Origin of the sequence: Mesorhizobium atlanticum, from assembly GCF_003289965.1 — a bacterium.
Taxonomy (GTDB): Bacteria; Pseudomonadota; Alphaproteobacteria; order Rhizobiales; family Rhizobiaceae; genus Mesorhizobium; species Mesorhizobium atlanticum.
This window is the reverse complement of sequence record NZ_QMBQ01000002.1, coordinates 697,841-722,075: the sequence shown is the minus strand read 5'-3', so window position 1 is coordinate 722,075 and position 24,235 is coordinate 697,841. Positions and strand designations below refer to the sequence as shown.

The window sequence follows — 24,235 nt, the reverse complement described above, 5'->3', positions numbered from 1 at the left end:
GATCGGCACCTAGAGCGTTTCACCGTTTCACGGAGACGGCGGACCGCTCTAACTCTTTGTTTTAACGCAATTCCTGATGGAAAACCGCTCACACTTTTCCTGGAATTGCTCTAGTTCCGGGAGCAGGAAAAATCGCCTCCAGCCGCGCCGCGACCCTTTGCTTGAGCGGGCCATCCAGCGCCTCCACCGGCACCAGCCACTCATGGTCTTTACCCGCGAGGCGCATGAAGAAATGCTGCCGGTAGGCGGCGATCATGCCGCGCGTGGCCGGATCGGCACTGACGTCGACCACGAATATCGAGCCGATGCGTGCCGGCCATGGCGGCCTGGCGAAGGCAGTGCCGAGAAAATCGCCGAGCCCATAAGCGGTGAGGCTGCCGCCGACGCGCTCGACCGGTTGCACGACATGGGCGTGATGCCCGACGATCAGCCCGGCGCCCTTCTCCGCCAGCTGTCTCGCCAGCGCCCGCGTCGCTTTCCGCGGAAAATGCCGGAACTCCCAGTCCCAGTGCGGCACCGCGCAGGCGAAGTCGATGTCGGAAACGGCGTCGCGTGGCCATTCGGCGGGACGCATCGAGATGCGTTTTTCGAACGGCGCGGGGTCGGTGTTGCGCCAGAGCGTGAGGGCAGTAAAGCCGATGGTCAGCTGTCCGCCGGCATGACGCTGGACCGGTCCGCCGGCAAGCGTGCCGATGGTGCGGATCCCGAGCCGATCGAGCGCCGCGACCGTTTCTTCGAAACCGGCAATCCCCTGGTCGAGCACATGGTTGTTGGCCAATGACAGCACGAGCCTGTCGCGCGCGACGCCGACAGCGGCAAGCGCGTCCACGAGAAAGCGCTCGCTCATCGCATGTCGCGTGCCGAGCCAAGTCCCCACCAGCGCGCGTGGCCGTTCCACGATCGGGCTTTCGCAATTGCCGACCACGAGGTCAGCGGAGGAGAGCAGCGCGGCGATCGCCGGATCGCATTCCGGCGCATCACGGTTGGCGACCGCCGAAATGTCGCCGACAAACGCCAGCCGCACGGTCCGCATCGGCGGCGGATCGATCAACGTCGCCGCCGGCGCCACAAAACCGCTTCGGTCGCCACCGAGAGACGGTCTCAGCAGGCGCGGCAGCCAGGACAGCTTGTAGGAAAGCGGATAATTCGACACGGGCACGTCCAGTTTTGCCCTCTGTAGACTGTCTGCCCGGCCGGTTGAAGCCGGGCGCTCTTGCGAAAGCGCGCCCGTCGGTCGGCGCGGGCCGCGCGACGCCTCAAGCCAAATACGTGTATGCTCGCGACATGACGCAGTGGAGGGCGATGACGATGCGTAGAGCGATCCTTGCAGCAGCCTTGTTGGCATTCCTGCCGGCGTCCTTCTCCTGGGCGCAGATGCCGGACGCAGCCAAGTCCCTGTTCGAGGCGAAGAGCGTGGCCGACCGCAACGCGGCGCTGTCGACGCTGGAGGCGGTGGCGGCCAAGGACCCTGCCTCGGCCTACGCCGCCGGCGCCGGCGAGTTCTTCACCGCGCTGGAACTCCTCGCCGGCGGCTTGCATCGCCATGGCTTCGAGAGCCCGAAATCCTTCATGTTGCCGCTGATGCAACTGCCCGTGCCGGACAATCCCAGCCCGCAGCCGCTCACCTATGAGGAATTCCGAGCCATCCTGGTCTCTTTCCGCGACCGGCTCGAAAAATCCGCCGCAACACTGGGCTCGGTACCGGCCAACGCCGACATCGGCATGGAGGTCGACCTCTCCCGTGCCGGTATCGACCTCAACGAAGACGGCACGATCGCGCCCGACGAAAGCTTCGCCGCGATCATGGCCTCGCTCGCGCATGGCAGCATCGACACGAGCGCTGCCGCGCCTTCGCTTACCTTCCGCTTTGATCGCGCCGACGGTTTCTGGCTGCAGGGCTATGCCGAGTTCCTCATGGCGCAGGCCGATTTCTGGCTGGCGCATGATTTCAGGGCCATGTTCGACGGCTCCTTCCACATGCTGTTCCCGCGCGCGAAACTGCCGCTGCAGGATGCCTTGGTGCCGCCCGATGGCGGCATGAGCGGCAGCATCTTCGCCTCGGAATGGCGCTTCGCCGACTTCGTCTCGCTGGTGCATCTCGTCAACTGGCCGGTGGTCGAGCCGGAGCGCAGACAGGCCGCGCGCCGCCACCTGCTGGAGATGATCCGGCTGTCGCGCGAGGACTGGAAGGCGATCCTGGCCGAGACCGACAATGACCGCGAATGGCTGCCGGGCCCGCAGCAGAAAGGCGCCAATCCCCTCACCGGCCTCGAGGTCGGCCAGGAGCAGGTCACCGCCTGGCTCGCCACGCTGACCATGGCCGAGGACCTTCTCGAAGGCCGAGTGCTGCTGCCGCATTTCCGCATCACCGGCAAGGGCATCAACATGAAGCGCTTCTTCGATGAGCCGAAACCTTTCGACCTCGTCCTGTCGATCACCGGCCCGGGCATCGCACCCTATCTCGAAAGCGGCAAGATCCTCACCAGCGACGATTTCGACCAGATCCGGCGCGAGTTCGGCGGCGCCGGGTTTTTGACGTTCGCGCTGTGGTTCAATTGAGGGTCGCAAGTCTTGTGTTCCTCGCCCGCATGAAATGGGCGAGAGAACCTGGTCGGCGTTAGCCTTCCCAATCGGTCATGACGCCCCTCCTGACAGCCTTCTGTCAGCAGCGTCCGCGCCAAGCCGGCGCCCATTCACTCGGCTCTTTCCATTTCGGCCGAGTCCACCCATATTCGAGCCATGGCCAGACATCCTGACAAGAAGACGCCTTCGCAAGACGGCGCGCCGAAGCGGCGCAGCCCGCTGACCGACTTCCTCGACGCCGCCGAGCCGTTGAATCCCGGCGGCTTTGCCGAGGCGCCGCAGGCCGACTTCACCGGCGCGCCGCTGACCGGCTCGATCTCCGATTGGGCCGGGCAGATCGAGCGCGAGGCGGAAAAGCAGCCGAAGGCGAAAGCCCCGAAGAAGATCCCCGAGCGCTCGTCGGCGCCGGGGCGGACCGCGCGCGGCACCTCGATGGGCGGCGCGGCGTCGGCCAAGGAACGCGCGGCCGCCGGCCTCAACCCGGTGGCCGGCCTCGACATCAGCCTCGAGGACGCCGAGCAGGTTTCGTCCAGCGGCGTCACCGCGACCGTTGCGGCACTGTCGGCGCTGATTGAATCCGGCAATCCGCTGCACAAGGACGGCCAGCTCTGGACGCCGCACCGTCCGGCCCGCCCGGAGAAGTCGGAAGGCGGCATCGCCATCAAGATGGTCTCGGATTTCCAGCCCGCCGGCGACCAGCCGACCGCCATCAAGGACCTCGTCGAAGGCGTAGAGCGGAACGACCGCACGCAGGTGCTGCTCGGCGTCACCGGCTCGGGCAAGACCTTCACCATGGCCAAGGTGATCGAGGAGACGCAGCGCCCCGCCCTGATCCTGGCGCCCAACAAGACACTGGCCGCCCAGCTCTATGCCGAGTTCAAGAAGTTCTTCCCCGAGAACGCGGTCGAGTATTTCGTCTCTTACTACGACTATTACCAGCCGGAAGCGTATGTGCCCCGGACCGACACCTATATCGAGAAGGAATCCTCGATCAACGAGCAGATCGACCGCATGCGCCACTCGGCGACGCGCTCGCTACTGGAGCGCGACGACGTCATCATCGTCGCTTCCGTGTCCTGCATCTACGGTATCGGCTCGGTCGAGACCTATACGGCGATGACCTTCCAGATGCAGGTCGGCGACCGGCTCGACCAGCGCTCGCTTCTCGCCGACCTCGTCGCCCAGCAATACAAGCGCCAGGACATCAATTTCGTGCGCGGCTCGTTCCGCGTGCGCGGCGACACGATCGAGATCTTTCCGGCCCACCTCGAGGATCGCGCCTGGCGCATCTCGATGTTCGGCGACGAGATCGAGTCCATCACAGAATTCGATCCGCTGACCGGGCAGAAGACCGGCGAGCTGAAGAGCGTCAAGATCTACGCCAACTCGCACTATGTGACGCCGCGCCCGACCTTGAATCAGGCCATCAAGTCGATCAAGGAAGAACTCAAGCATCGCCTGCAAGAGCTTGAAAAGGCTGGACGCTTGCTGGAGGCGCAGCGGCTGGAACAGCGCACGCGCTTCGACCTGGAGATGCTGGAGGCGACCGGCTCCTGCGCCGGCATCGAGAACTATTCGCGCTATCTCACCGGCCGCGCCCCGGGCGAGCCGCCGCCGACTTTGTTCGAATATGTGCCCGACAACGCGCTGATCTTCATCGACGAAAGCCATGTCACCGTACCGCAGATCGGCGGCATGTACCGCGGCGACTTCCGCCGCAAGGCGACGCTGGCGGAATACGGCTTCCGCCTGCCCTCCTGCATGGACAACCGGCCGCTGCGCTTCGAGGAATGGGACGCCATGCGCCCGCTCTCCGTCGCCGTTTCAGCCACACCGGGCGGCTGGGAGCTGGAGCAGTCCGGCGGCGTTTTCGCCGAGCAGGTCATCCGCCCGACCGGCCTGATCGATCCGCCGGTCGAGGTGCGTCCGGCCAAGAGCCAGGTCGACGATGTCGTCGGCGAGATCCGCGAGACGACAAGGCTCGGCTACCGCACGCTGGTCACCGTGCTCACCAAGCGCATGGCCGAGGACCTCACCGAATATCTGCATGAGAATGGCATTCGCGTCCGCTACATGCATTCCGACATCGACACGCTGGAGCGCATCGAGATCCTGCGCGACCTGCGCCTCGGCGCCTTCGACGTGCTGGTCGGCATCAACCTACTGCGCGAAGGCCTCGACATTCCGGAGTGCGGCTTCGTCGCCATCCTCGACGCCGACAAGGAAGGTTTTTTGCGCTCGGAAACCTCGCTGATCCAGACCATCGGCCGCGCCGCCCGCAATGTCGACGGCAAGGTCATCCTCTATGCCGACCAGATCACCGGTTCGATGGAGCGGGCGATGGCGGAAACCAATCGCCGCCGCGAGAAGCAGATGGAATGGAACGCCGCCAACGGCATCACGCCGGAATCGGTCAAGTCGCGCATCGCCGACATTCTCGACTCCGTCTACGAGAAGGACCACGTCCGCGCCGACATCTCGCAGTTCACCGACGATGCGGGTGCGATGATCGGCAACAACCTCAAGACCCATCTCGAGGCGCTCGACAAGCAGATGCGCGATGCCGCCGCCAATCTCGACTTCGAGAAGGCGGCGCGCATCCGCGACGAGATCAAGCGGCTGCGCGAAATGGAGCTTGCCATCTCCGACGACCCGCTGGCGCGCGAGGTGGAAAGCCAAAGTCCTGCCTCGGGCCGCGAGAAGGGCAAGCACAACAAGGGCGTTGCCAGGCATCGCACGGCCGAGGAGCAGGAGCGTTTCCGCAGGCTCGACGAGGCACGCGCCGCGGAGGAAGCTGCCAAGGCTGCCCGGCCCAACCTGTTCCGCAAGCCGCATCTCGACGAGATGGGCGCCGACGGCGCCGTGCCGGTGAAGAAGCCGCTCTTCGCCAAGCCGTCGCTCGACGACATGGGGCCCGGCACGGACATGGCGACGCCGGCCGGCGCGGTGTCGCGCTCGCTGTTCAAGAAGCAGACGGCGCAGGAAGCGCATGGCTCCGACTTCGGCATTCCCGGCGACCGCACCAAGCCGTTGTTCAGAAAAAACTCGCTCGACGAGATGACGGTGCGGCGAACGGAAAAGCCGGTCGAGGGAAAAGTGCCGGCGAAGCCAAAACCGATTTCTCCTGCGCCGGAAGGGCGCGACGACAAGCCGATTGTCCGCCAACGTTCGGGCATCGGCTCCTACGAGGACCCGGCCGACGAGCGCCGCCAGAAGCGGCGCCCGGGCAAGACAGGCCGGCCTGGGCAGTAGCGGACTCTCCTTCTCCCCTTGTGGGAGAAGGTGGATCGGCGCGTAGCGCCGAGACGGATGAGGGGTGTTCCAGCGGAGTGAGAGGCTAGCAAACTTGCCGTCTCCTCCGGCGACGCCAAGCTGGAACACCCCTCATCCGTCGCCTTCGGCGACACCTCCTCCCGCAAGGGGAGAAGGGAAGTACTCCACCGGCCCCTTGCCATCCGCCCTTCCGCCGGTGTACCCAATCTCCAACTCGAACATCTGGAAAGGAGGGCTGCGTGTTTATCGATCACCATCGTCAGCGTGGCCCGATTTGCGCCCTGCGAGCTTGCTTGCAGGGCTGAGCGGACGGTCCGGGTTTTTCCCGTCTCGATTTTTGGTCTGCCCTTCGTGGTGCCGCTAAGCTGATCCGATGATCGGCCAGCGCACCGTCAAAGTGCATCAGCTGGACTTTCCGGCAAGACCAGAGAAATCGACATGGCCTTGATCAGCCTCAAATCCCTCGGCGTCACCATGAGTGCGCCGCTCTTCTCCAATCTCGATCTCACCATCGGCGCGGGCGACCGGCTCGGCATCGTCGCGGCCAATGGCCGGGGCAAATCCACACTTCTCAAATGCCTGGCGGGCGCGTTCGAACCCACCGCCGGCGACATCACCCGGTCACGAGGCCTGCGTGTCGGCCATGTCGAGCAATCCGTTCCCGAGGCGCTGCTCGATCGCAGCTTTCATGACGTCGTCGCCGATGCCTTGCCGGCCCAGCAGCGCGACAGCGAGCTGTGGCGGGTGGACGTAGTGCTGGATTCGCTCGACGTGCCGGAAGACATGCGCGGCCGTCCGATGCGCGCGCTCAGCGGTGGCTGGCAGCGGCTGGCGCTGATCGCCCGCGTCTGGGTCACCGATCCGGATGTGCTTCTGCTCGACGAGCCGACCAATCATCTCGATCTCGCCAGGATCAGCCAGTTGGAGGACTGGCTCAACGCGCTGCCGCGCGAGGTGCCGGTGATCATCGCCAGCCATGACCGCGCTTTCCTCGACGCCACCACCAACCGCACGTTGTTCCTGCGTTCGGAGGAGTCGCCGGTGTTCGCTCTGCCCTATGCGCGCGCCAGGCAGGCGCTCGACGAGCTCGACGCCTCGACGGCGCGCAAGTTCGAGCGCGACATGAAGATTGCTCAGCAGCTGCGCAAGCAGGCCGCCAAGCTGAACAACATCGGCATCAATTCAGGCAGCGACCTTTTGACGGTGAAGACCAAGCAATTGAAGGAACGGGCAGAGAAGCTCGAGGACGCGGCGGTGGCCGCGCATCGCGAGCGCTCGGCCGGCGCGATCAAGCTGACGAACCGCGGCACCCACGCCAAGGTGCTGATCACGCTGGAGGACGCGACAGTCGAAACGCCGGACGGCGCGGCGCTGTTCAAGACCGGCAAGCGCCATATCTGCCAGGACGATCGCATCGTGCTGCTTGGCCGCAACGGCGTCGGCAAGACGCGCTTCATCGCCATGATCCGCAACGCCATTGCCGAACCGGGTTCGATCGCGAACATCAAGGTGACGCCGTCGACCGTGCTCGGCTACGGCGATCAGGCGCTGTCGGGCATCGATGGCGGCGACACGCCGCTGGCGATGCTTTCGCGCCGCTTCGAGGTCGGCGAGCAGCGCGCCCGTTCGCTGCTCGCCGGCGCCGGGGTGGCCATCGAAATGCAGGAGCGGAAGATCGGCGTTCTGTCCGGTGGACAGAAGTCGAGGCTGATGATGCTGGTACTCCGGCTCATCCACCCCAATTTCTATCTGCTCGACGAGCCGACCAACCATCTCGACATCGATGGCCAGGAAGCATTGGAGGACGAGTTGCTGAAGCATCAGGCAAGCTGTCTGCTTGCCTCGCACGACCGCTCCTTCATCCGCGCGGTCGGCAACCGCTTCTGGCTGATCGAGAAGCGGCGGCTGACCGAAATCGACGACCCGGAAGCGTTCTTCCGCTCCGTCGCCGAAACGCCCAACTGAGAGACGATACACCCGCCAGGCCGCCACCGCCGGCCTGGCGATACTTTTCCATCTGCTAAAAAAAGCGCATGCTGAATTGCTTAGCCATGGAGGGAACGGGCCATGCGTGCAGTGGAAATCGTCAGCAATCTCTACAAAGCCTATGCGGACCGCGACATCGAGGGCGCCTTGTCGCAGTGCGCCGAGGATGTCGTGTTCCGCTGGATTGCCGATCCCCGGCAATCGCGTCATGCCGGCACCGCGCACGGCAAGCAGGAATTCCTCTCCAGGCTGCTGGCGCTCGACGATGACTTCGAATACCGCCACTTTGTCCCGGTCGAGATCATCGATGGTGGCGACAAGGTTGCCGCACAGGTCGAGATCCACATGACGCGCCGCGCCACCGGCGAGGAGTTCATCATGCGCACCGCCAATTTCTGGACGGTGCGCGACGGCGAGATCATCGAGATGGTGGAATATTACGACACCGCGCTGGCGGCGTCGGTGTTCTGAAAAAGATTGGAGCGATCTGTCGGATCGCCTCTTGCCGCCTCGTCCTTGGGATGCCGACATGATGATGCCGGCATCAACCAGGGAGAACGATCATGTCGGTACTGTCGTCCATTGGCCGCCTCGCCAACCGGTATGCCCAGGCGCGTGCCCGTCACCGCAGCGAGCGCATACTGCTCTCGCTGCCTTCGGAGCTGCGCAAGGACATCGGCTTTCCGGAGATCTTCGAAACGCGCGAAAGCCGCCGCGCCTCCACCTTTTCGGCGAAGGTCATATAAGGGCGCACCTTCAATGCGATTGTTCTCCGGTCACCTGGGCTGCCGGGAGCCGGTCCGTTAAAAATTCTTCGCGAGGCATGTAGGATCGCCGCCGCTGCATCCGTCCTTTGGCTCGCAAGCCAGATCAAACCCCGTGAAGAGGAACACGAGAATGAACGACCAGACCCCGCCCCGCGCCAAAGTCCTTGGCGGTTTGACCCCCTACCTGCAGGTCGACGGCGCCATCAAGGCCGCCGAATTCTACAAGAAGGCTTTTGGCGCGGAGGAAGTGTTCGCCTATCCGCCGGACGACAAGGGCCGCACCATGCACATCCATCTCTACGTCAACGGCTCGACGCTGATGCTGGGCGACGCCTATCCGGAACACGGTCACCCGCATCAGCCGGCGCAGGGCTACACGCTGCAGCTCCATCTCGGCAGCGACGACATCGATGCCTGGTGGCAGCGCGCGGTCGATGCCGGCTGCGAGGTCGTCACCCCGCTGCAGGTGATGTTCTGGGGCGACCGCTGGGGCCAGGTGAAAGACCCCTTCGGCATCGCCTGGGCGATGAACGCGCCGGTGAAGTGAGCCGTCCACCTCTCCCCCTGTGAGGTCGGATTGCCCCGATTTGCCCTTCGCAAAATCGGCTGGCAATCCGGGTGAGGGGTAAGCCTGGCGCCAAGCTGGAGTACCCCCCTCATCCGTCTCGGCGCTGCGCGCCGATCCACCTTCTCCCGCAGGGGGGAAGGGAAAGCCGCGCCCAACCATGGAGTTTCGTCATGTCCTATGTCGACGGTTTTGTGATTGCCGTGCCGAAGGCAAATCTCGACGACTACAAGAAGCTGGCCAACACCGCGGGCCCGATATGGATGGAGCACGGCGCGCTCTCCTATGTCGAATGCATCGGCGACGACGTGCCCTATGGCGAGCTGACCTCGTTCCCGCGTGCCGTACAGGCGAAGGACGACGAGATCGTCATCTTCGCCTGGGTCGTCTACGAATCCAGACAGAGCCGCGACGCGGTCATGGCCAAGGTGATGGCCGATGAGCGTCTCAAGATGGACTGGTCCGCCATGCCGTTCGACGGCAAGCGCATGATCTTCGGCGGCTTCCAGCCATTTATCGAGCTTTGAGGAACTCGGCCTCGCGCTGGGTTGAGATTGAGGTCAGGCCGAGTCGAGAATGGTGGTTTCCGAGAACCGGAGCGGAGCGTACTTAAAGTACGTGAGCACCGGAAGCGCAGGGAACCGCCGTTCGCAGGCCGGCCTCACCTCAATATCAGCCTAGCTTGTCCAGCAGCGGCTTCAGCCTGTCCCCATAACGCTTCCACAGGTCGACAGAGCCCTGATACATAGGCTGCCGAACCTGCGCGGCGGAAGCGGTACGCACCGGCCGGTCCGTCTCGTGGAACGACAGAACCTTGTCGTCCCAAGGCAGGCCGAGATACGCCATCAGCGCCCGCGTCTGCCCTTCCTGGTCGGCGACGAAATCCTCATAGCGCACATCGTGCACGACGCCAGGCAGCACCTTGCGCCAATGCGCCATGATGTCGGTGTAGAGGTTGTGGAAATCGGCGAGCTCGCCGAGGTCGTAGCCGTAGCGGTGGCTGTCGCCGCGGAAATGCACCTTGAAGATCGACAGGCAGGTGGCGGCCGCGTCGCGGGCGCAATGGACGATCTTGGCCTTCGGCAGCATCATGTGCAGGAATCCGACCAACATGAAGTTGCCCGGCATCTTGTCGGTGACATGGCGGTAGCCCGGATAGCGGCTATGCAGCATGTCGAGATAGCCCTGACCGGCTTCGGCGAAGGCCTTGTCGGGCATATCGGCGATCCCGGCGGGAAATCCACCCGGCATGCTCATCGGAAACTGCTTGCCGACGGCCGTCTTCAGGATGCTCAACTCGCCGGCGCCATAGACTTGCGGATGGCTGGCGATGATCTGCTCGACCAGCGTGGTGCCTGAACGCGGCATGCCGACGACGAAGATCGGCGTGTCGTCTGAAATATCGCTCGTCCGGTGCTTCTCCAAGAAGGCCTTGTCGAAGGCCGCCTTCATCGCCTCGAATTCGCCGCGCGTGCGGACCGGATCGTAGTCGATGCCCTGGCGGCGGATGGCATTGCCCTCGGCGAAATAGTCGAAAGCGCGGCCATAGTCCTTGAGGTCGTCATGGACCTTGCCGAGACCGAAGGAAAGCTGCATGCGCGCCAGGCTGCCCTGCGGGGCCTTGGCATGCTCGGCCTCCATGCCGGAAAGCTCCTTGTCGCGTTCGGTCTGACGCTTGACCTGGGTCAAAAGCAGCCAGGCCTTGGCCATGCCGGGAACAACCGTCACCGCCTGTCGGGCAAGATCGGCGGCTTCGCCGAGCTTGCCCTTCTCCATCATGGCCACGCCCAGCCCGTAGAGCAGCTCAGCGTCTTTCGGCCGGATCGACAGGGACTCGCGGAACAGCTTGATCGCCTCATCCAGCCGCCCGGCCTCCTGCAGCGTTTCCGCAAGCCCGATGCGGGCACGGACATGGAACGGGTTGCGGCCGATCGTGCCGCGATAGATCTCCTCGGCGGCGTCGAACTGGCCGAGCTGCTTCAGCGACGAACCGAGATTGTCGCGCGCGGCCAGCTGGTCCGGCTTGATATCCACCGCGCCGCGAAAGAAATCGACCGCGGCGGCGAGGCGACCGAGGTCGCGCATGACCGTGCCCATATTGTTGAGGAAGTCGGCGTTCCTAGGCTGCAGCGTCACCGACTGTTCGATGAGCTCGAGCCCCTCCTCGCTGCGGCCGGTCTGGTGCAGCAGCAGTCCGAGGAAATGCAAGGCGGCGGCATGGTTCGGCTGCTGCCCCAGGACCTGCCGGTAGAGCGCCTCGGCTTCCTGACGGCGCCCGGCCTGGTGCAGTTGCAGCGCCCGCTGCACATAGGGATCGAGCGGGCTGGCCGTTCCCGACTTGCCGCCCGCATTCGCCGCTCTTCTTTGATCTCTGTTAATGGGAAACCTGCCGTGTTTGTTGGTCCGTCGGACCTAAGCCATGCGGGCAAGAGATTCAAGGCTAAGCAACACCACGCGCGTTGCTGTGTCTACACCCGCCTGTTGGGACGGACACCGCGTTGCTTCTCAGCACGGCCCGTCGCCGACGATGCGATAGTCCGCCGCGCGGGCCTCGCATGCATTCGGGAAGGTGCGCACTTGCCCTTGGCGCCTGGCGCAGACAGGGGCGTATTCGCGCGTGCAGAATGCCTGCTCGCCGCCTCCACCACCGCCGTCGCGGCAAGGACCGTCACGCATGATGCGGTAGCCTTCCCTTTCAGCCAGACAGGCATTGGCGAAGGTCTGGCGCTCGCCGTCGCGTCGGGCGCAGACCGGTTGGTATTGCGTGGTGCAGAGCTGCGGATGCGGCCTGGGCGGTCGCGGCCGGGGCCCGTCGTCGACCACCACGGTACAGGCCGCGAGCAACGCCGCGAGAATGAAAATGACCGGGCCCTCCCGAGTGATCGCCAGCAAGCGCATGTGTCCTCCTCCGTCCGGCGCCCCACGTCAACTCCCGATATCCTCGCATTCCCCGCGGCGAACGCAACCACCGTTTGTGGTGCCGCCAAGCCCTTGGCCGACAGCCTCGCTCTGGCCCATGCTTGGCTCTTCTCTGGCCGATGACCCATGCCGGCACGGGGTCTATCGAGGCCCAGCGTTGGACGCGCCGCAGGCCGCCCGCGACCGTCGTCTTGCAACCATCACGTTTCCGTGTAATAAATTTCCCCGTTCGGGCATTTGCGACCCGGAGAGCGGAACGTTTTGGACGACCTTTCCCCGATAAGTGTGAATCTCTGACAGCCCCGTTTTTCGGCGGGGGGTTTGACCATGCGCGAATGCATGACCGCCGAAGCAACCACCGGGATTTGCCCAAGGCGCGAGGCAGCGGGCAAACCACAAGACTGACACGGGTGAAGGAGTTTCCCCAATGGCCCAGACCGGTACCGTAAAGTTCTTCAACGCCACCAAAGGCTTCGGCTTCATCACGCCGGACGGCGGCGCCAAGGACGTGTTCGTCCACATTTCCGCGATCGAGGCATCTGGCCTGCGCACGCTGGTCGACGGCCAGAAGGTCACCTTCGACGTCGAGCCGGACCGCATGGGCAAAGGCCCGAAGGCGGTCAACCTGCGCGCCGCCTGATCGGCGCAACCGCCTGTCCTTGCGGATGCAATGATGCGGCAGGATCATAGACGGGCTTTTGGACAGGCTCGAAATTGCGAAGGCGCGACTGAACCGTCGCGCCTTTTTTGCGCGCAAATCCTTGGATCGGCAGGCGAAAACTTTCTCTTGCCGATAGCGCTAAAATAAAGGACAAATTTCCTCTCGGGCAATTTGCCGGCCCGAGACTTGACTTGATGGGATCAAAGGAGTTTCCCATGCCGCAGACCGGCACCGTCAAATTCTTCAACCATGCCAAGGGCTTCGGCTTCATCACGCCCGACGATGGCGCGAAGGATGTCTTCGTCCACATTTCGGCTGTGCAGGCGTCGGGCCTTCCCGGTCTTGAGGATGGGCAGAAAGTGACATTCGACACCGAGCCGGACAAGCGCGGCAAGGGTCCGAAGGCCGTCAATCTGTCGATCGGCTAAGCCGGCTCACGACGGATCCGACGGAGGCTTTTCAGGCGGGACCGCTCCCGCCCGGAACGGGTTTGTGCCCGGACTTTCGAAAAATAACCGGCCTCGAAAAAATCGATTGCGCCGATTTCCGTTCAGCCTCCGTTCAGCCACGGTCTTCTATTAACTTTTGCTAAAGCCGGTCCGCATCCCCCGAAAATGCGCGGGCCGGCGCGAAGGAGACCGAAAATGAACCGTTTTCTCAAGACCGCCGCCCTGACCGCAGGCATCGCCGCGACCACTTTGGCCACCTTCTCGTCGGCCAATGCTGATGACTGGCGCTGGCACCATCATCGCCATCATGGCGGCGACGCCCTTGCCGCCGGCGTTGTCGGCCTGGCGGCCGGCGCCCTGATCGGCAGCGCGCTCAGCAACCCCGGGCCGCGCTATTACGAACCGGCCTATGGTGACGACTACTATGTCGACCGGCCGGTGCGCCGCTACTATGTGCAGCCGCGCGTCGTCTATGCCGACCGCTATGCCGAGCCGTGGACCAGGGCCTGGTACGAATATTGCTCGGACCGCTATCGCACCTTCAATTCGCGGACCGGCACCTACACCGGCAGCGATGGCGACCAGCATTTCTGCGTCGCCAATTGATCTGATCCGGGTTCCCTGCCCTAAAGAGCGCCGCGTCCAGCGGCGCTTTTCTTATGCGGTCAGGTCAAGAACGGATTGCTCCGCCGCTCGTCGCCGAAACGGCTGCCCGGCCCATGGCCGCAGATGAAACCGATATCGTCGCCAAGCGGCAGAAGCTTGTCCTTGATCGAGGCGATCAGCGCGGCGTGGTCGCCGCCGGGCAGATCGGTGCGGCCGATCGAGCCGCGGAACAGCACGTCGCCGACATGCGCGAATTTAGCTGCGCGGTTGTAATAGACGACATGGCCCGGCGCGTGCCCAGGGCAATGCAGCACTTCGAACACGTGATTGCCGAAGGACACCGTCTCGCCTTCGGTGAGGAAGCGGTCCGGCACGCAGTTGCGCACCGGATCGGTGAGGCCGAAGCGCTTGGCCTGGTTCTCGAGATTGGCAAGCAGCGGCCTGTCGGCCTCATGCGGGCCGATGATGTCGATGCCAAGCGCCTCCTTCAGCTCCATGGCGCCGCCGGCATGGTCGATATGGCCATGCGTGATCCAGATCGCGCCGGCCTTGATGGCGTTGTCCTTCAGCGCCTTGAGCACCTGGTCAATATCGCCGCCGGGATCGACGACAACGCCGTTCTTGTCGTCCATGTCGAACAATATGGTGCAGTTCTGCTGGAACGGCGTGACCGGCACGATGCCGGCATTGAGCTGACCCATGGCTTTCCTTTCTCGAGCAATTCCAGGAAAAGTCTGAACCGCTCCTGTTGTCGCCCTGATGTAGACAGGCGGGCAAACGCCGTCCACTGCCGGCCAGCGCAAATATCCTGGAAACGAAAATGGGCGGCCGAAGCCGCCCACCTGAAAACTTGAAGCGAGGGGCCTTATTTCTTCATCGCGTTCATGACCGCGCCGATGATGCCGGTCAGGATGGCGCCGCCGCCGACGCCGCCGAGAAGGTTCTTGAGGTCGAGCGCGCTGCCGATTCCGCCCGCCGCCGCCGCCGCGTCGACACCACCGCCGCCCAGCAGACTGCCAAGGATGGCCGCACCGCCGACGCCGCCGATCGCGCCGCCGAGGATTTTGGTAAGCTGGCCCATCGCCGCCTGCTTCAGCGCCGCGCCAACCGCCTGGCCGCCGATAACGCCGGCAATTACCTGTACAACGATCTGAATAATCGTGTTGCTGTCCATGTAACTATTCCCTCCATAGCCGCCTGCCTCCAAGGGCCGACACCATCATGAGACGCCGAACCGTTTGAAAGTCAAATGCATGAAAGCTTAAATAAAAAGGGCGGCCCGAAAACCGCCCCTATTGCACAAAAAAGCTGTGACTATCGCTATTCTGCGGCGATCGCATGCTTTGGTTGCACTGCAGCAGAATAGTCGTTCATCAAGGTCTTGGCGATCTCGCCAACCTCGAATCGGTATGGACCGATCTCCGAAACCGGTGTCACCTCGGCCGCGGTGCCGGTCAGGAAGCACTGCTCGAAACCTTCGAGCTCTTCCGGCATGATGGCGCGCTCGATCACTTCGAAACCGCGGTCCTTGGCCAGGCCGATCACCGTGCGCCGGGTGATGCCGTCGAGGAAACAGTCGGGCGTCGGCGTATGGATCTTGCCGTCCTTGACGAAGAAGATGTTGGCGCCGGTTGCTTCCGCCACCTGGCCGCGCCAGTCGAGCATCATGGCGTCGGCGTAGCCCTTGGCCTCGGCGGCGTGTTTGGACAGCGTGCAGATCATGTAGAGCCCGGCGGCCTTGGACTTGGACGGCGCGGTGCGCGGATCGGGCCGGCGCCATTCGGCGACATCGAGGCGGATGCCCTTGAGCTTCTGCGCGGGGTCGAAATAGCTCGGCCACTGCCAGATGGCGATGGCGCAATTGATGCGGTTGTTCTGCGCCGAAACGCCCATCTGCTCGCTGCCGCGCCAGGCGATGGGGCGCACATAGGCATCCTGGAAGCCCTGCTTCTTCAAAAGCGTCCGGCAGGCCTCGTCGATCTCCGCGACCGGATAGGGGATCTTGAAGCCCAAGAGGCGTGCCGATTCATGCAGACGCTCATTATGCTCGGTCAGCTTGAAGATCTGGCCGCCATAGGCGCGCTCGCCCTCGAAGACGGCGCTGGCATAGTGCAGGCCATGGGTCAGCACATGGATCTTGGCGTCGGCCCATTTGACGAACTCGCCGTTCATCCAGATGAAGCCGTCCAGTTGATCGAAGGGAACGGATGCCATGGAAACCTCCCGCGGGCGGGCGCCCGCAAATCGTTGTGTTTTATAGCCTTCATGCCGGCCCCGTCACAGGGTCCGAAACGCCGGCCAGTGCTTGAAAGCGTAGGCGGATATTCAATTCGTGGCAAACTCAGGAAGTTCCGGAAAAACGGCTTCCTCTTGCCTTTTCGTTCGCAATCCGCCGAAAAGCTTGTCAAAAATTATCATTGCCCGGAAATTACGTCAATAGTACTGACATAATTCCCGCCTCGCATGGAGAAATGATGACGAGCCCCGCAGCCGGAAAACCGATCAGGACTGCCATCACCGATGAGGACGGCATCGACTTCGCCATCATCGAACTGTTCTTCTTCGCCTATCGCGACTTTACCTCCGACCCGGACCAGATCCTCGCCGATTACGGCTTCGGCCGCGCCCATCACCGCGTGCTGCACTTCGTCAACCGCAGGCCGGGCCTCACCGTCGCCGAACTGCTCGATGTGCTGAAGATCACCAAGCAGAGCCTTGCGCGGGTTTTGAAGCAGCTGATCGATACAGATCATATCGTCCAGGTGCAGGGGCCGCGCGACCGCCGGCAGCGCGAACTCTACCCGACCGCCAAGGGCCGCGCGCTGGCCTTGGCGCTGGCGCGGCCACAGTCGCGCCGCATCCGTGCGGCATTGGAGGATTCCGGAGCCACCGAGCGCGCCACGATCGAACGTTTCCTGGAAGCGATGGTCAATCCGGAACTAAGAGCGCAGATCGACATTGTGCCTGCGCAAACATCGGGGAAGAACCATGGAGACCATTGAGAAGGTTGATCATCCGGCCGCGCCCGACGATGACGCGCCGCATCTTCTGGTTGTCGATGACGACACGCGTATCCGCAACCTGCTCAAGCAGTATCTGTCCGAGAATGGCTTTCGCGTCACCGTCGCCGGCAATTCCGGCGAGGCCAGGCGCAAGCTCGCCGGTCTCGACTTCGACCTGCTGGTGCTCGATGTCATGATGCCGGGGGAAACCGGCGTCGACCTCACCAAGGCGCTGCGGGCCGAGAAGAACGTGCCGATCCTGATGCTGACGGCGCTGTCCGAGACCGACAGCCGCATCACCGGGCTGGAAGCCGGCGCCGATGATTACCTGCCGAAGCCGTTCGATCCGCGCGAGCTGATCCTGCGCATCAACAACATCCTGCGCCGTGGCGGCCCGGCCGCGACGCCGAAGGTGGAACAGCTGGTGTTCGGGCCCTACACGTTCCAGATCGCCAAGCGCGAATTGAAGCGGGGCGGCGAGGCGCTTAAGCTGACCGACCGCGAGCAGGAGATCCTCGCGATTTTCGCCGCGCGAGCGGGCGAGACCATACCGCGCCATGAATTGGTGGGCGATGAATCGGATGTCGGCGAGCGCACCATCGACGTGCAGATCAACCGGCTGCGCCGCAAGATCGAGCGCGATCCGTCCAACCCGGTGTGGCTGCAGACGGTGCGCGGTATCGGGTATCGGCTCAGTGTAGAATAGCCGCCCGATGAATCTGGAACGCAGCTTTCGCCTCACACGGGAAAACCCGCCTTTGCGAAGCCTGACGCGAAAAGTTCGAGGGCGGTTTGGTCGGCGAAGGGGAGACCTGAAATCAGCCGGACAGTCAGGTCGTGCTTTCTCGTGAATGCTTCCTCGACCTCGGCGCGCGCCTTCTCCGTCTCGCCCAAATGCGCGTACGACGCTGCGAGGAAGGCATGGATGAAGAAATGGTCGCCGGCCTTCTGATATGAGCCGACGGCTTCCGAGTACCTCCCGAGCAGGAAAAGGGAGCTACCCTTCACCTCCCAGAACCAAATCGGTGGTAACGGGTCGCGCAGGAGCGCAGTTTCGAGCACGTTGAGCGCCGTCTCGGCCCGTCCGCCGTAGTTGAGCCAGCTTGCGTAGTCCCCCGCTATGTTCACGTCCAGCGGGTTCAGCGAACGCGCTTGCTCGAAATGCAATCCCGCATCGCCATGTTGGCGCATGTGCGTAAGGACCAGCCCCATACTCTGGTGACAGACGCCATCGCTCCTGTCGAGCGCGAGCGCCGTATGTGCTGAATTCAGGGCCTTCTGTAGCGTCAGCGGATCGTTGTCGTACCAAAATCTGCCCACGAGGGCCTGCGCCAGGAAGGCATGGCCTTGAGCGAATGTCGAATCGAGCTCGACACACCGCGCGAAGAGGCGCTCGGACTTATCCAACTCATACCGATGAAAGTGTGCCCGCCCCTGCAGGTAGTAGTCGTATGCGTCCCAATCGGCCGGACGCTTGCGTCTGCTGCGGCTCGCCGAATCGGCCTCCGCTTGGCCTTCCACCATTGAGGCGATCAGAGCCGCAACCTCGTCTTGCAATGCGAAGATGTCGTTGAGGGCTCGGTCGTACCGTTGGGCCCACAGGTGAGTGCCGGTGGCGGCGTCGATCAATTGCGTGGTGATGCGAATGCGATCCCCGAGCTTTCGTATGCTGCCTTCGACGAGGTAGCGAACTCCGAGTTTGCGATGTGCTTCCGCAACGTCCAATGTAGGATTGCGAAACTGAAATGATGAATTGCGCGCGATAACGAGCAGGGAACGGAACCTGGCCAGCTCTGTAATGATGTCCTCTGTTATTCCGTCGCTCAGGTACTGCTGATCCCGATCGCCGCCCAAATTCACAAAGGGCAGCACCGCAATCGACGGCTTGCCGGATGGCGGTATCTCTCTGAAGGATGCGCTGGCCGCCGGTTCGACAGTCCCGGTGAAGCGGTAGCCGACGCGAGGCACCGTGGCGATCCACTCACCGCCGTTGTCAGTCTGGCCCAGTGCCTTTCTCAATGTCGCGATTTGGACGGTAAGGTTGCCTTCCTCGATGGCGGTGCCCGGCCAGGCCGCGTCCATCAGCTCGGCCTTGGTCAGGATCTCACCTGGCCGTGCGGTAAGTGCAGCAAGCAGCGTAAGTCCACGATGGCCAATAGTAATCGGGACCTGGCCTTTCAGAAGGGTCCCAATGTCTGGATCGAGTACGAACGGACCGAAGGCGATGCGCGACCCCTGCATTTGGGCATATTAGATGTTCCCAAGTTGTCGGAACAGGGACCGCGCAAATTCTCTGGGGCAATCTCTCTCGAGCGCGCACACCGGCGAAATGAGGCGCAAAGCTGCCGGCACTCTGCGCACAGCCTAACTGTTTGCACTCTCAGCAATGCAGCGGCGGCCCAATTGCCTCGATCTCGGCTGGCCTCGCTTGTGTGTTCCTGAAAATGGCCTATTTCGAATCTAGCCTGCCCCGTTCTGGCGATACCGAACCCGATGGTTTGACAATTTTGAGAAAAGCCCTTTGTTATCAATGCCGAACAATGGGCTGTTTGACGTCCTAACTGTCTGAACTGTCACGGCTATTCCAGAACGGCTCGGCGTCTAGTAGATTACCGTCGAAGGCCCTTTGCTGAACAGGCCATCGACGAGCGGAAGGGCGAATGGCGACCACGCAACTGGAAAAGCCCAACGGCGGCGGCCCCGGCGATTTCGCAATGCGGACGCTGAGGGCGATGCCGCGCGCCTGGAACCGGTTCTGGCGCCTGGTCGCGCTCTATATGCCGAAGCGGCTCTACGCCCGCTCGCTGATCATCGTGATCGCGCCGATGATCCTGCTGCAGTCGGTGGTCGCCTTCGTCTTCATGGAGCGCCATTGGCAGACGGTCACCCAGCGCCTGTCGCAGGCGACGATCGCGGATATCGCCGCCATCATCGACATGATGGAGACCTACCCGCACGACGCCGACTACGCCAACATCATCCGCATCGCCCAGGACCGCATGCAGCTGAAGGTCGACCTTCTGCCGCCCGACCCGCTGCCCGCCCCCGGGCCGAAACCATTCTTCTCGATTCTCGACACCGCGTTGTCGTCGGAGATTACCAGGCAGATCAATCGCCCCTTCTGGATCGACACGGTCGGCAACTCCAATGTCGTCGAGGTCCGTGTCCAGCTGGAAGGCAAGGTGCTGCGCGTCTTCGTGCGGCGCAGCCAGGCTTATGCCTCCAACACCCATATCTTCCTGATCTGGATGGTCGGCACCTCGCTGGTGCTGTTGATGATCGCCGTTCCTTTCCTGCGCAACCAGATAAGGCCGATCCTGACGCTGGCCGAGGCCGCCGAGAGCTTTGGCAAGGGCCGGCCGATGCCGCGCGATTTCCGCCCGCGCGGCGCCGAGGAAGTCCGTCGCGCCGGCTTCGCCTTCATCCAGATGCGTGAGCGTATCGAGCGCCAGATCGAGCAGCGCACCGCGATGCTGACCGGCGTCAGCCACGATCTCAGGACCATCCTTACCCGCTTCAAGCTGCAGCTGGCGCTGGCCGGCGGCAAGGCCGAGACCAAGGCCGCGCTCAACCAGGACATCGACGACATGCAGTCGATGCTGGAAGGCTATCTCGCTTTTGCCCGCGGCGAGTCCGCGGAGGACGCCGGACGCTTCGACCTCGAAACCTATTTCCAGAAGCTTGGCGAGGAGGCGCAATTGCGTGGCTGCAAGCTCACGACGACGCTGACCGGCGACCCGACCGTGCATGTGCGGCCGAACGCCTTTGCCCGTTTGCTTTCGAACGTCATCGGCAATGCGTTCCGCTATGCCAAGGCCGTCGAGGTCCACGCCAACCACGGCCATGGCTCGCTCACCGTCACCATCGACGACAATGGGCCGGGCATCGCGCCCGACAAGCGTGAAGAGGTGTTCAAGCCATTCCTGCGACTGGACGAGGCGCGCAACCTGGACGCCAGCGGCACCGGACTTGGCCTGTCGATCGCCCGCGACATCGCCCGCAGCCATGGCGGCGACATCAGCCTCGAGGACAGCCCGCTCGGCGGCCTGCGAGCCGTGATCAAGGTGCCTGCGTAAGCAGAGCCAAGACAGGCTTCATCCGCCCGTCATGAAATCATGGTGAAGAGCGCGCATGAAGCGCGCGACCCTTGTTGATTCGGCTCTGCCGCCCCGCTTCGATCCCGCCCCTGCCCGGGTGCGCTGGAGCGAGGCGCGAGCTGCCGCCTGGCTGCCGTTCCGGCACCGAGCCGGCGCGCTCAGGAGCCATTGCAAGTGGCCGTCATGCGTACCGGGATCGCCATGCGCATCCTGATGGTCACCGACGCTTGGCGGCCGCAGGTCAATGGCGTGGTGCACACGCTCGAACGCCTCACCGAGGCGCTGAAGCCCTTCGACGTCGAGCTCGACTTCCTGACGCCGAACCTCTTTCGCACCTTGCCGATGCCAACCTATCCCGACATCCGGCTTGCGCTGACGACGCCAGGTCGTGTCGCGAGCCTCATCGAAACGCGCAAGGCCGACCACATCCACATCGTCACCGAGGGTCCACTCGGCATCATGGCGCGCCGCTACTGCCGCAAGGCCTGCCGCCCCTTCACCACCAGCTACCATACGCGTTTTCCCGAATATCTCAGCGCCCGCCTGCCGGTGCCGGAGAGCTGGGCCTACAACTGGCTGCGCGACTTCCACAATTCCGGACAGGGCACGCTTGTCGCCACGCAATCGCTGGCGGACGATCTCGCGGCGCGCGGCTTCAACAAGCTGAGGCCCTGGACGCGCGGCGTCGACACCGACCATTTCCGGCCCGACAAGCGCAAGGAAACCGGATTTCAGCGTCCGGTCTTCCTGTGCGTGGGCCGCGTCGCGATCGAGAAGAACCTGACCGCCTTTCTCGATCTCGACCTGCCCGGCAGCAAGGTGATCGTCGGTGAAGGGCCGGAACTGGCGAAGCTCAAGGCGCGCTATCCCAACGCGCATTTCCTTGGCCACCGCCCGAACGACGAACTGGCCGAGATCTACGCGTCGGCCGATGTGTTCGTGTTTCCAAGCCGCACCGACACCTTCGGCAACGTCATCATCGAGGCGCTGGCCAGCGGAACGCCCGTCGCCGCCTATCCGGTGACCGGACCGATCGACATTGTCGGCGATGGCATCGGCGGAGCCGTATCGAACGACCTGGGCGAGGCGGCGATGAAGGCGCTTGAAGTCGATCGCGCCGAAGCGCGTCAGCGCGCCATGCGCTACAGCTGGAAGGCCTGCGCCGAAATGTTCCTCGACGTGGTCGACGAAGCACTGGGCAGGACGCGTAAACTGGCAGCCTGATACAACGCGGCGATTAGGATGCGCCGAGATTCAGGTCAGGCCGAGCTGAGAATGGTGGGCTCCGAGAACCGGCGCGGAGCGTACCTGAAGTACGTGAGCACCGGCAGCGCAGGAGACCGCCATTCGCAAGCCGGCCCCACCTGAAATATCGACGCATCCTAGAATAGGCGCCCGCCATCCGGCACCCTGCGCTCTATGGCACCAAGCACGACAGCGCCTTCCTCATCGGGGAAGCCAAGCGTCAGCACCTCGGACATGAACGGGCCGATCTGGCGCGGTGGAAAATTGACCACCGCGAAGACCTGGCGGCCGACCAGCGTTTCCGGCGCGTAGTATTTGGTGATTTGCGCCGACGACTTTTTAATTCCGATGGCCGGGCCGAAATCGATCTTCAGCTTGATTGCCGGCTTGCGCGCTTCCGGAAACGGTTCGGCCTCGACGATCGTGCCGGCACGGATATCGACACGGTCGAAATCGGCAAAGCTGATCTCGGGCTTGCGCTCGCTGCTGGAACTCATCGGCAATATTGGCTTGGTTCAGGCGTTTCCGTGGGTCTCGAAGAGCACGCTGGACAGCGCGTCCTTGGCCGATGTACCCGACCAGACGACGAACTGGAAGGCCTGGAAATAGCATTCGCAGGCCTCCAGTGCCGAAGACAGAAGCACCTCGACCTGCTGGCTCGATGGCTCGACCCCGCCAGCAAGCAGCAGCGACTGCCGGAACATGATCGCGCCTTCCTGCTCCCACAGATCGAAATGCCCGAACAGCATCTGCTCGTTGATCAGCGACAACAGCCGCATCACTTCCAGCGCGCGTGTCTCCGGCACTTTGATGTCGAAGGCGCAGGCCAGATGCAGCGCCTCGAAATCCTCCATCCAGGAAAAGGAGACATGGTAGTCGGTCCAACTGCCGGCCACCGAAATCGAAATCTCGTCGTCGCCGGCGCGCTCGAAGGACCAGTCATTGTTGTGGGCCACCTGCTCGATGACATCCACCGGGTGGATTTCGCGGGAGAATTCGAGTTCGAGGAGTTCCATGAATGCTTCCTGTGTTCAGGGGAGCGCCACACGCTCCGCGGGGCACACACGACGAACAATCTTGTCTAGAACTCGGACGGTCAGGACTTTCCAACGCAAAGACCCAACCGGACCCCACCGCCCGGCGCATGACCCTGCTTCGAATCATGCAACAAATTCAGTCTATTGATCGGGAGTCGCGTGAACAGCCCAATTTTTCGCACTGCGTCATCCGCATGTGGAAAGGTGGCTGTCACGAAGATTCATGCAATGCCGGTAAGCGATTCACGGCAAAGCGATTTTTCGGATCGCGCTATGTGGAAAAGTTTAACGATTATTTTTTTGCGCGGGGCTTCGCTGCACCCGCAGGTGCGGCCTGTCCGGTCAGTTCGGCAAGCTTGGCCTCGAGCGCCTCAACGCGCGTCGCCAGCTGGATGTTGTCTTCCCTCGCCTTGACCGCCATCTCTCGCACAGCCTCGAATTCTTCGCGCTGCACCACATCCATGGAATTCAGCATGCGCTCGGCCTGCGCCCGGAACGCCGTCTCCACCTCGCGCCGCACGCCCTGCGCGGCACCCGCGGCATCGGTCATGATCTTTGCGAATTCGTCGAGAATGCGGTTCGGTCCGGTCGCCATGGCAGATCCTCGCTTTGTCATTTTGACGTAGTGGCGCGCGGCGCGGAATGCAAGAACGTTAAGGGCCAATGCGCCCCGTGCGTTGCTATGGCGCATAGCGCAGCAGTGCCTTTGCGCGGCTGTACTTGAAGGCGCCAAATCGCCTAGTGTGTTGCATTGCTTCAGCACTCTTCAGTCAGGGTCAACCAATGGCAACCACCCCGCGCCGACCGACAGATCCGATGGCCGCCGCAGAAGCCGCCTTCAAACCGGTCAAGAAACCAGCGGCCGCGATTCGCGAGCCCGCCAGCGCACCGAACGTCAGAGAGCTTGTTTCGATCAGAATCGATCGAGCCGTGCTGGACCACTTCCAGGAAGATGGTCCAGGCTGGCAGGACAGGATCAACGACGCTCTAAAGCAAATTGTCGCAGGCAAACCGCCGGTTTGAAAACCGCCATCTGTAGCGATCA

At 63.2% G+C, this 24,235-nt stretch carries 25 protein-coding genes; 15 read left to right on the top strand and 10 right to left on the bottom strand.

Annotation, left to right across the window (positions count from 1 at the left end; all coding sequences use genetic code 11):
• Window positions 1-88: 88 nt before the first annotated feature.
• Window positions 89-1,153 (bottom strand): CapA family protein, encoded by a 1,065-nt coding sequence (locus DPM35_RS08475; protein ID WP_112126810.1) that lies wholly within the window; start codon window positions 1,151-1,153, stop codon window positions 89-91.
• Between the two features lie 155 nt (window positions 1,154-1,308).
• Here DPM35_RS08475 and DPM35_RS08470 point away from each other — a divergent pair, with 155 nt between their 5' ends.
• The 7 genes from DPM35_RS08470 (at window position 1,309) to DPM35_RS08440 (ending at window position 9,701) form a co-directional block, all read left to right on the top strand.
• Window positions 1,309-2,559, top strand: coding sequence for a hypothetical protein (locus tag DPM35_RS08470; protein ID WP_425373346.1), 1,251 nt, complete (start codon window positions 1,309-1,311; stop codon window positions 2,557-2,559).
• A gap of 180 nt (window positions 2,560-2,739) precedes the next feature.
• The gene (gene uvrB, locus DPM35_RS08465; protein ID WP_112126808.1) at window positions 2,740-5,835 is read left to right on the top strand and encodes an excinuclease ABC subunit UvrB; all 3,096 of its coding nucleotides are present in this window, start codon (window positions 2,740-2,742) and stop codon (window positions 5,833-5,835) included.
• Window positions 5,836-6,294: 459 nt separating this feature from the next.
• On the top strand, window positions 6,295-7,821 hold the full coding sequence (locus DPM35_RS08460; RefSeq protein WP_112126807.1) for an ABC-F family ATP-binding cassette domain-containing protein: 1,527 nt from the start codon (window positions 6,295-6,297) through the stop codon (window positions 7,819-7,821).
• Between the two features lie 102 nt (window positions 7,822-7,923).
• Window positions 7,924-8,313, top strand: a complete 390-nt coding sequence (locus tag DPM35_RS08455) for a nuclear transport factor 2 family protein (RefSeq protein ID WP_112126806.1) — start codon at window positions 7,924-7,926, stop codon at window positions 8,311-8,313.
• Between the two features lie 92 nt (window positions 8,314-8,405).
• A complete protein-coding gene (locus DPM35_RS08450; protein ID WP_112126805.1) occupies window positions 8,406-8,588 on the top strand; it encodes a hypothetical protein in 183 nt (60 codons plus the stop codon).
• A gap of 151 nt (window positions 8,589-8,739) precedes the next feature.
• Entirely contained in the window at window positions 8,740-9,156 is a 417-nt protein-coding gene (locus DPM35_RS08445) for a VOC family protein (protein ID WP_112126804.1), read from the top strand.
• A 191-nt stretch (window positions 9,157-9,347) separates the two neighbouring features.
• Window positions 9,348-9,701, top strand: a complete 354-nt coding sequence (locus DPM35_RS08440) for a DUF1428 domain-containing protein (RefSeq protein ID WP_042640215.1) — start codon at window positions 9,348-9,350, stop codon at window positions 9,699-9,701.
• 145 nt (window positions 9,702-9,846) lie between these two features.
• Here the strand turns inward: DPM35_RS08440 and DPM35_RS08435 are convergent, their stop codons facing one another.
• Together DPM35_RS08435 and DPM35_RS08430 are read right to left on the bottom strand one after the other, a co-directional pair.
• Window positions 9,847-11,481 (bottom strand): tetratricopeptide repeat-containing sulfotransferase family protein, encoded by a 1,635-nt coding sequence (locus DPM35_RS08435; RefSeq protein WP_112126803.1) that lies wholly within the window; start codon window positions 11,479-11,481, stop codon window positions 9,847-9,849.
• Window positions 11,482-11,679: 198 nt separating this feature from the next.
• Entirely contained in the window at window positions 11,680-12,072 is a 393-nt protein-coding gene (locus tag DPM35_RS08430; RefSeq protein WP_112126802.1) for a Kazal-type serine protease inhibitor domain-containing protein, read from the bottom strand.
• A gap of 448 nt (window positions 12,073-12,520) precedes the next feature.
• On the opposite strand from DPM35_RS08430, the gene DPM35_RS08425 reads away from it, so the two are divergent.
• From DPM35_RS08425 to DPM35_RS08415, 3 genes are all read left to right on the top strand, one after another.
• The gene (locus DPM35_RS08425; protein WP_006202520.1) at window positions 12,521-12,733 is read left to right on the top strand and encodes a cold-shock protein; all 213 of its coding nucleotides are present in this window, start codon (window positions 12,521-12,523) and stop codon (window positions 12,731-12,733) included.
• Window positions 12,734-12,969: 236 nt separating this feature from the next.
• Window positions 12,970-13,182, top strand: coding sequence for a cold-shock protein (locus tag DPM35_RS08420; RefSeq protein WP_006202521.1), 213 nt, complete (start codon window positions 12,970-12,972; stop codon window positions 13,180-13,182).
• 216 nt (window positions 13,183-13,398) lie between these two features.
• Window positions 13,399-13,809 (top strand): BA14K family protein, encoded by a 411-nt coding sequence (locus DPM35_RS08415; RefSeq protein WP_112126801.1) that lies wholly within the window; start codon window positions 13,399-13,401, stop codon window positions 13,807-13,809.
• A gap of 59 nt (window positions 13,810-13,868) precedes the next feature.
• Here DPM35_RS08415 and DPM35_RS08410 read toward each other — a convergent pair whose 3' ends face one another.
• From DPM35_RS08410 to DPM35_RS08400, 3 genes are all read right to left on the bottom strand, one after another.
• A complete protein-coding gene (locus DPM35_RS08410) occupies window positions 13,869-14,510 on the bottom strand; it encodes an MBL fold metallo-hydrolase (RefSeq protein ID WP_095817308.1) in 642 nt (213 codons plus the stop codon).
• 164 nt (window positions 14,511-14,674) lie between these two features.
• On the bottom strand, window positions 14,675-14,983 hold the full coding sequence (locus DPM35_RS08405; RefSeq protein WP_040989635.1) for a hypothetical protein: 309 nt from the start codon (window positions 14,981-14,983) through the stop codon (window positions 14,675-14,677).
• Between the two features lie 146 nt (window positions 14,984-15,129).
• Complete coding sequence (locus DPM35_RS08400; protein ID WP_095817306.1) at window positions 15,130-16,023, bottom strand: branched-chain amino acid aminotransferase; 894 nt, start codon at window positions 16,021-16,023, stop codon at window positions 15,130-15,132.
• 257 nt (window positions 16,024-16,280) lie between these two features.
• Between DPM35_RS08400 and DPM35_RS08395 the strand changes: the two genes are divergently transcribed.
• Both DPM35_RS08395 and DPM35_RS08390 read left to right on the top strand, forming a co-directional pair.
• Window positions 16,281-16,811, top strand: a complete 531-nt coding sequence (locus DPM35_RS08395; RefSeq protein WP_425373345.1) for a MarR family winged helix-turn-helix transcriptional regulator — start codon at window positions 16,281-16,283, stop codon at window positions 16,809-16,811.
• The gene (locus tag DPM35_RS08390; protein WP_040989639.1) at window positions 16,798-17,517 is read left to right on the top strand and encodes a response regulator; all 720 of its coding nucleotides are present in this window, start codon (window positions 16,798-16,800) and stop codon (window positions 17,515-17,517) included. Before DPM35_RS08395 ends, DPM35_RS08390 begins: the two co-directional genes overlap by 14 nt.
• A gap of 32 nt (window positions 17,518-17,549) precedes the next feature.
• On the opposite strand, the gene DPM35_RS08385 is transcribed toward DPM35_RS08390, so the two are convergent.
• Window positions 17,550-19,052, bottom strand: a complete 1,503-nt coding sequence (locus DPM35_RS08385; RefSeq protein ID WP_112126799.1) for a winged helix-turn-helix domain-containing tetratricopeptide repeat protein — start codon at window positions 19,050-19,052, stop codon at window positions 17,550-17,552.
• Between the two features lie 419 nt (window positions 19,053-19,471).
• Here DPM35_RS08385 and DPM35_RS08380 point away from each other — a divergent pair, with 419 nt between their 5' ends.
• Together DPM35_RS08380 and DPM35_RS08375 are read left to right on the top strand one after the other, a co-directional pair.
• On the top strand, window positions 19,472-20,887 hold the full coding sequence (locus tag DPM35_RS08380; RefSeq protein WP_112126798.1) for an ATP-binding protein: 1,416 nt from the start codon (window positions 19,472-19,474) through the stop codon (window positions 20,885-20,887).
• A 222-nt stretch (window positions 20,888-21,109) separates the two neighbouring features.
• The gene (locus DPM35_RS08375) at window positions 21,110-22,132 is read left to right on the top strand and encodes a glycosyltransferase family 4 protein (protein ID WP_112127114.1); all 1,023 of its coding nucleotides are present in this window, start codon (window positions 21,110-21,112) and stop codon (window positions 22,130-22,132) included.
• A 158-nt stretch (window positions 22,133-22,290) separates the two neighbouring features.
• On the opposite strand, the gene DPM35_RS08370 is transcribed toward DPM35_RS08375, so the two are convergent.
• The 3 genes from DPM35_RS08370 to DPM35_RS08360 form a co-directional block, all read right to left on the bottom strand.
• Window positions 22,291-22,650 (bottom strand): tRNA-binding protein, encoded by a 360-nt coding sequence (locus tag DPM35_RS08370; RefSeq protein ID WP_112126797.1) that lies wholly within the window; start codon window positions 22,648-22,650, stop codon window positions 22,291-22,293.
• An 18-nt stretch (window positions 22,651-22,668) separates the two neighbouring features.
• Window positions 22,669-23,169: a type III secretion system chaperone family protein gene (locus DPM35_RS08365; RefSeq protein ID WP_040989643.1), complete on the bottom strand. Its 501-nt coding sequence runs from the start codon at window positions 23,167-23,169 to the stop codon at window positions 22,669-22,671.
• Between the two features lie 313 nt (window positions 23,170-23,482).
• Window positions 23,483-23,785: an accessory factor UbiK family protein gene (locus DPM35_RS08360; RefSeq protein WP_112126796.1), complete on the bottom strand. Its 303-nt coding sequence runs from the start codon at window positions 23,783-23,785 to the stop codon at window positions 23,483-23,485.
• A gap of 188 nt (window positions 23,786-23,973) precedes the next feature.
• On the opposite strand from DPM35_RS08360, the gene DPM35_RS08355 reads away from it, so the two are divergent.
• Window positions 23,974-24,213 carry a BrnA antitoxin family protein gene (locus DPM35_RS08355; protein ID WP_112126795.1) on the top strand — a complete coding sequence of 80 codons (240 nt, stop codon included), beginning with the start codon at window positions 23,974-23,976 and terminating at the stop codon, window positions 24,211-24,213.
• The last annotated feature ends 22 nt before the right edge of the window (window positions 24,214-24,235 follow it).